This is a genomic window from Janthinobacterium sp. GW821-FHT03C08, assembly GCF_059420905.1.
On sequence record NZ_JBWKUP010000009.1, the window covers coordinates 101,505 to 108,140 of the forward strand.

The following is a 6,636-nucleotide window of genomic DNA, read 5'->3' on the forward strand; positions in this document are numbered from 1 at the left end:
TGGCAGCAACGCGCCCGGCGGTCCTGATGGCCAGGCGTGCGAATCAACATGCACTGACAATTGGAGAATGACTGACATGACCGATACGCTCGACAGTCTGGAAACGCGCGCCCCCGATGCACGCGAACGCGAATTGATGGCCGCCCTGCCGCAGCTGATCGCGCGCGCGAAAAGTGCGCCGGGCTGGGCCCGCATCCTCGATGGCATCGACGCGGCCAGCATCACCAGCCGCGCGGCGCTGGCGCAACTGCCCGTGACGCGCAAGTCCGACCTCAAGCAATTGCAGCACGATGCCCTGCCGTTCGGCGGTTTGAACACGACGCCGAAGAACGCCCTGTCGCGCGTGTTTGTTTCGCCCGGTCCCATCTTCGACCCGGAAGGCCGAGGGCCCGACTGGTGGCGCTTCGCGCGACCCATGTACGCCGCCGGCGTGCGCGCCGGCGGCCTGCTGCAAAACTGTTTTTCTTACCACTTCACGCCGGCCGCCTTCATGGTCGAAGGCGGTGCCGCGCGCATCGGCTGTACCGTCATCCCGGCCGGCATCGGCCAGACGGAAATGCAGGTGCAAGCGATGATGGATCTGAAGCCGGACACGTATATCGGCACGCCGTCATTCCTGAAACTGATCATCGAGAAGGCGCGCGAGATGGGCGCCGACATCAGCAGCGTCACCAAGGCCGTGATGGGCGCCGAAGCCTTGCCTGAATCCCTGCGCAACTGGTTTGCCGAGAACGGCGTGCCGCATGTGTTCCAAACCTATGCCTCGGCCGACATCGGCAGCATCGCCTATGAAACGGCGAGCAATGGCAAGCTCAATCCGGGCATGGTCATCGACGAGAACGTGCTGCTGGAAATCGTCCATCCGGGCAGCGGCACGCCCGTCGCGCCGGGCGAAGTGGGCGAGGTCGTCGTCACTGTCTTCAATGCCGACTATCCGCTGATCCGCTTTGCCACGGGAGACTTGTCGGCCGTGCTGACGGGCGCGCCGGATTCGCCATGCGGGCGTACGAATACGCGCATCAAGGGCTGGATGGGGCGCGCCGACCAGACCACCAAGGTGCGCGCCATGTTCGTGCACCCGTCGCAGGTACATGAGATCGCGCGCCGCCATCCGCAGATCAGGAAGGCACGGCTGGTGGTGTCCGGGCGCATGGCCAACGACGAGATGACTTTGCATTGCGAAGTCGACGATCCCCATGACGCCAGCGGCACGGAGGCCATCATCGGGTCGATACGCGAACTGACCAAGCTGCGGGGAGACGTCGTGCTGGTGGCCGTGGGCAGCCTGGCGCAGGATGGGAAAATCATCGACGACATGCGCGATTACAAATAAGGCCGATTTGCGGGATAATACCCGCATTCATCATCAGCCCCATTCATCGCCATGCAAGAGTCCATGCAAGAATTTCATCACAACCGTGCCCGTGACCTGATCAAGAACGCGGAGCTGCTGTTCGACCAAGATACCGTGCAGGCGTCGATCACGCGCATGGCCGATGTGCTCAACACGCGCTTCAACGCCGACGACTCGAAAGAGTTCCCGCTGGTGCTGGGCGTGATGGGCGGCGCCGTCGTGTTTACGGGCAACCTGCTGCCGCAACTGAGCTTCCCGCTCGAATTCGACTACATCCACGTCAGCCGCTACGGCGACGACGACAAGGGCGGCGAAGTGGTGTGGAAAGTCATCCCCCGCTCGAATGTATCGGGCCGCACCGTGATCGTGCTCGACGATATCCTGGACGAAGGCGAAACCCTGGCGCACGTCAAGCAGCGCCTGCTGGACATGGGCGCCTCCGAAGTGATCCTGGCCGTGTTTGCGGACAAGGCCATCGGCAAGAAGAAACCTGTACAAGCCGATATCGTCGGTTTGGTCATCCCGAACCGCTTCGTCGTCGGCTTCGGCATGGACGCCTATGGCTACTGGCGCAACCTGCCGGGCCTATGGGCCATCAAGCCCGAGGATCTGAAGCAGGAGTGATAACGACATGCCGGGGCCAGACCCCGGCATTTACGTTTACAGCTTCAGGCGCGCGCGCGCCGCCTCATATTCGGCCTTCAGGCGCGCCACCATCTCTGCCACGCTCGGCACGTCATCCATCAAGCCCACGCCCTGGCCCGCACCCCATATGTCGCGCCAGGCCTTGGCGCTGCCCGAGCCGAAATTCATCGAACTCTTGTCCGCTTCGGGCAAGGCTTCCGGATCGAGTCCGGCCGCGACGATCGATTTCTTCAGATAATTGCCGTGCACGCCAGTAAACAGGTTGGTGTAGACGATGTCCGAGGCCGCGGATTCGACGATGGCGTCGCGGTAGCCGTCGCTGACGTTCGATTCCTTGGTCGCCAGCCAGCGCGAGCCGATATAGGCGAAGTCCGCGCCCATGGCTTGCGCGGCCAGCACGGCGTCGCCCGTGGCGATGGAACCGGACAGCGCCAGCGGACCGTCGAAGAATTTGCGCACTTCGCCCACCAGCGCGAACGGCGACAGGGTACCCGCATGGCCACCGGCGCCCGTGGCTACCAGGATCAGGCCATCGACGCCCGCTTCCAGCGCCTTTTTCGCGTGGCGGATCGAAATCACGTCATGCAGCACGATGCCGCCATAGCTGTGGATAGCGTCGAGCATTTCCTTCGGCGGCGCGCGCAGCGAGGAAATAATGATGGGAATCTGGTGTTTCACGCACACGGCCACGTCGTGCGCCAGGCGGTCATTCGACTGATGCACGATCTGGTTGACGGCGATCGGCCCCACTTTTTTATCGGGATTGGCGGCCTGGAAGGCGGCCAGCTCGGCCTGTAGCTCGGTGAGCCAGGTGTCAAGCAGCTCGGCGGGACGCGCATTCAGGGCCGGGAAGGAACCGACGATGCCGGCCTTGCACTGCGCCGCGACGAGGGCCGGGCCGCTGGCGATGAACATCGGCGACGCGATAACGGGTAAGGAAAGGTTTTGCAACGCAACAGGCAATGCCATGGCGGACTCGCTGGAAAGTTGATCGGACGTAAAAAACACTGAACGCTGATTATAGTGCAGAAAAAGTACGATCGTGCTGAATTTAATCCGGCGCTGCGTCAACCTTCATTCAGCAAGTACTCACCCTCGACACGTGCGGCTGTGGCCCTTATCAATTGGGAAATGGCCCACTCGGCCAGCGCGGCCGCTTCCTGGCGCAGGAAGCGCCGGTTGGCTTCCTCGAAGATGGGCATGCCGCGCAGCAGGGCCGGCACCTCGACGACGGCGATGCGCTGGCGTTCCAGCAGCAGGAACTTCAGCAGCACTTTCACCGCATTCTGCGCATTGCGCACGGGGTCGGACGACAGGTAATCGAGGCGCGAATAGGCGCGCTGCAGGGCACCGGCGGCATCCTCGAATGGCCGCCCATGGCCGGGAATGACGACGCGCACGTCGAGGCTGGCGATCAGGTCCAGGGTGGCGCGCGCTTCAGGAAAGCCCGAACCGCCATCGAGTTCGGGGAAGATCACGCCGAAGCCGTTTTCCCACAGGGCGTCGGCGGAAATGAGGATGCCCTCTTCGGCGCAGTAAAAAATCAGCGAGTGCGGGTCATGGCCCGGTGCGCCCAGCGCCTGCCAGGCCATGTCGCCCAGCGTCAACGTGTCGCCAGGCGAGACGGTGGCGTCGAAGCCGAAGCGCGGGCATTGCTGGCCCGTGGCCTGGAAGCTGAGCGCGTCCACGTCCCAGGCGCGCACCTTCTGCGCTTCCGAGACGGGAATGGCCGTGCGGCAGCCGTATGTAGCCTGCAGCAGCGCGTTGCCGCCGCAATGGTCCGAATGCAGATGGGTGTTGAAGAGGCGGTCCAGCGGACGGCCGGCCAGGCTGTGGCGCAACAGGGCCAGGGTTTGCGGCGCGTGCGTGACATAACCGCTGTCGATCAGCGCCGTGTCATCCCGGCCCTGAAACAGGATGTTATTCGACGACAGCCAGCCGCGCTCGAATACCTGGACCGCATCGGGGAACAGCGCTGGCGATCGCGGCATGGGCTTCCTCAATAATCGGGTTCGAAATCGAGCAGGGATTCGCGGCCCGGCAATTCGGCCCAGACGGCGCGCTTGAAGTCGTCGTCGGCCTTGCTCCAGGCGATGATCTCGTCGAGCGTGCGCAGGCAGCCTTCGCACAAGCCGCTGTTGCGGTTCATCTTGCACAGACTGACGCACGGCGACGGTACCTGCGACGGCAAGGGAAGGGGAACAGCAGGCGAGGTATCGACCATCATGGAGCGGCAACAGTGACTGTACAGGCATGCATTATGCCGCGAAACGACGCCGGCGCGTCGATCGCATCGCCCTGCAATATTTCTTTAGCTATATTTTTTAATAAAAAATATGATGAAAAAAGCATTTGCCGCAAATTTATTTTAGGCCGCGTTTTCATTCTGCGGGTGCCCCTCCTACAGCCTGATCAGGCCAATTCTTGCTTGACTTGGGATGTTTCAGAACTATACTACCATCCATGTAGATGGCAATTGGATGCCACATGGAGTTTTTGGAGACTTATGGCCAAGCAAGACAACAAGCCCAAAATTGGGGAATCAGAAAAAATCACGATCAATCTGGGCTTGATCGACCTGGGGCAGATCGATCTGCTGGTCCAGGAAGGATTTTATTCCAACCGCACGGATCTGATCCGTACGGCCATACGCAATCAACTCAATACGCACGCCGACGTGGTGAAACAAACCGTCGCCCGTAAAAGCCTGGTATTGGGGATGCAGCATTATTCGCGCGCCGACCTGGAAGCGATCCAGGCAGCCGGCCAGCGCCTGCAGATCCAGGTACTGGGACTGGCCAGCATCGCCAGCGACGTCTCCGTGGAACTGGCACTGGCCACCATCGAGTCGATCTTCGTATTAGGTGCCCTGCACGCCAGCACCGTCGTCAAGACGGCGCTCGCAGGGCGAATTCACTAGCGCACCGGTTCGCGGCGATGACCCGGCCGATGCGCGGCACCGTTAAGGATGGTCATGAAACTAGCTCAAGACATGTTGGCGCAGATGCGCGCCGCAACCCGTAATCTGATGGGCAGCGGTCCTGCCGCCGCCACCGAAGCCATTCAGCAGGCACTCTCCGCCGCCGGCCTGACGCCGCCAGCCGCGGCCACGCAACCGCCACCCATGCGCGACATTAATCCACCGCCAGCAGCGGGAGCGCAGCCGCAGCCGGCCGCCGCGCCAGAAACGCCCGCCACGCCGGCGCAGGCGGCGCAGGAATTTGCGCAGGATTTCATGGCGCGCCTGGGCGTGCCAGCCGGCCTGGGCCAGCACAGCTTCGACATGCCCAGCTTCGAACTGCCGAACTTCCACCCGCCCGGCTTCAATACGCCGGCCGCCACGCCGGTGGACATACCGGCCGGTGCGCAGTTCATCGACGGCGTGTACCGTAACCATGCGGGCACGCGCGCGTACAAGCTGTATATCCCCAGCAGCTACCATGGCCAGGCCATGCCGCTGGTCGTCATGCTGCACGGCTGCACGCAAAACCCGGACGATTTCGCCGCCGGCACGCAGATGAATGCGCTGGCCGAAGAAAAAGAGTGTTTTGTCGTCTACCCGGCGCAAACGCAGGGTGCCAACAGCTCGCGCTGCTGGAACTGGTTCAATGCCCTCGACCAGCAGCGCGACCAGGGAGAGCCGTCGCTGATCGCCGGCATCGCCCAGCAAGTCATCGACGAATACCCGGTCAATGAACGCGAAGTGTTCGTCGCCGGCCTGTCGGCGGGCGGCGCCATGGCCGTCATCGTCGGCACCCTGTACCCGGAACTGTTTGCCGCCGTGGGCGTGCATTCGGGCCTGCCCTTCGCCTCGGCGCAGGACTTGCCGTCGGCGCTGGCGGCCATGAAGGGCGGCGCCATGCCCAATCCGAAGCGCCAGGCGCCTGCCGGCGGCGTGCCCATCATCGTCTTCCACGGCGACCGCGACACCACCGTCAACCTGCGCAATGGCGATGAACTGATCGCCCAGGGCGTGCGCAGCCAGGCGGGCGGCAAGGCTGCCAAGGCCGACTCCGTCGACGGCAGCGTGCCGAATGGCCACCGCTACACGCGCACCACGCACAGCCAGGCGGATGGCTCGCCCCTGGGGGAATACTGGGTCATCCACGGCGCCGGCCACGCCTGGTCCGGCGGCAGCGACAGTGGCAGTTATACCGACGGCAAGGGACCGGACGCCAGCCGCGAGATGCTGCGCTTCTTCAAGACCGTCAGCTAAGCACTGATCTGGACGTGGCATGCACGGCGCCAGCCATGCCTGGTCAGGCGGCAGCGACAGCGGCAGTCATGCGACCGACGGCAAAGGCCCGGACGCCAGCCGCCGGATGCAAAAAGCAGCTGCGCTTCTTCAAGACCGTCAGCTAAGCACTGATCTGGACGTGGCATGCACGGCGCCAGCCATGCCTGGTCAGGCGGTAGCGACAGCGGCAGTCATGCGACCGACGGCAAAGGCCCGGACGCCAGCCGCCGGATGCAAAAAGCAGCTGCGCTTCTTCAAGACCGTCAGCTAAGCACGGATCTGGACGTGGCATGCACGGCGCCTGCCATGCCTGGTCAGGCGGCAGCGACAGCGGCAGTCATGCGACCGACGGCAAAGGCCCGGACGCCAGCCGCCGGATGCAAAAAGCAGCTGCGCTTCT

General features: G+C 63.3%; 8 protein-coding genes. 5 read left to right on the forward strand and 3 right to left on the reverse strand.

The features are described 5' to 3' along the window. The first annotated feature begins 76 nt into the window (after positions 1 to 76). Positions 77 to 1,333 carry a phenylacetate--CoA ligase family protein gene (locus AC07VL_RS14470; RefSeq protein ID WP_494806642.1) on the forward strand — a complete coding sequence of 419 codons (1,257 nt, stop codon included), beginning with the start codon at positions 77 to 79 and terminating at the stop codon, positions 1,331 to 1,333. Positions 1,334 to 1,396: 63 nt separating this feature from the next. After that, the gene (locus AC07VL_RS14475) at positions 1,397 to 1,978 is read left to right on the forward strand and encodes a hypoxanthine-guanine phosphoribosyltransferase (RefSeq protein WP_290602017.1); all 582 of its coding nucleotides are present in this window, start codon (positions 1,397 to 1,399) and stop codon (positions 1,976 to 1,978) included. 36 nt (positions 1,979 to 2,014) lie between these two features. Here the strand turns inward: AC07VL_RS14475 and AC07VL_RS14480 are convergent, their stop codons facing one another. From AC07VL_RS14480 to AC07VL_RS14490, 3 genes are all read right to left on the reverse strand, one after another. Next, on the reverse strand, positions 2,015 to 2,968 hold the full coding sequence (locus AC07VL_RS14480) for an NAD(P)H-dependent flavin oxidoreductase (protein WP_494806490.1): 954 nt from the start codon (positions 2,966 to 2,968) through the stop codon (positions 2,015 to 2,017). Between the two features lie 98 nt (positions 2,969 to 3,066). Beyond that, positions 3,067 to 3,990: an MBL fold metallo-hydrolase gene (locus AC07VL_RS14485; protein ID WP_494806491.1), complete on the reverse strand. Its 924-nt coding sequence runs from the start codon at positions 3,988 to 3,990 to the stop codon at positions 3,067 to 3,069. 8 nt (positions 3,991 to 3,998) lie between these two features. After that, positions 3,999 to 4,226: a DUF1289 domain-containing protein gene (locus AC07VL_RS14490; protein WP_494806492.1), complete on the reverse strand. Its 228-nt coding sequence runs from the start codon at positions 4,224 to 4,226 to the stop codon at positions 3,999 to 4,001. A gap of 279 nt (positions 4,227 to 4,505) precedes the next feature. Here AC07VL_RS14490 and AC07VL_RS14495 point away from each other — a divergent pair, with 279 nt between their 5' ends. From AC07VL_RS14495 to AC07VL_RS14505, 3 genes are read left to right on the forward strand one after another with little or no spacing between them, the layout of a single operon-like run. Beyond that, entirely contained in the window at positions 4,506 to 4,919 is a 414-nt protein-coding gene (locus AC07VL_RS14495) for a CopG family transcriptional regulator (RefSeq protein ID WP_290602010.1), read from the forward strand. A 54-nt stretch (positions 4,920 to 4,973) separates the two neighbouring features. Then, a complete protein-coding gene (locus tag AC07VL_RS14500; protein ID WP_494806493.1) occupies positions 4,974 to 6,215 on the forward strand; it encodes an extracellular catalytic domain type 1 short-chain-length polyhydroxyalkanoate depolymerase in 1,242 nt (413 codons plus the stop codon). Positions 6,216 to 6,234: 19 nt separating this feature from the next. After that, entirely contained in the window at positions 6,235 to 6,507 is a 273-nt protein-coding gene (locus AC07VL_RS14505) for a hypothetical protein (RefSeq protein ID WP_494806494.1), read from the forward strand. The last annotated feature ends 129 nt before the right edge of the window (positions 6,508 to 6,636 follow it).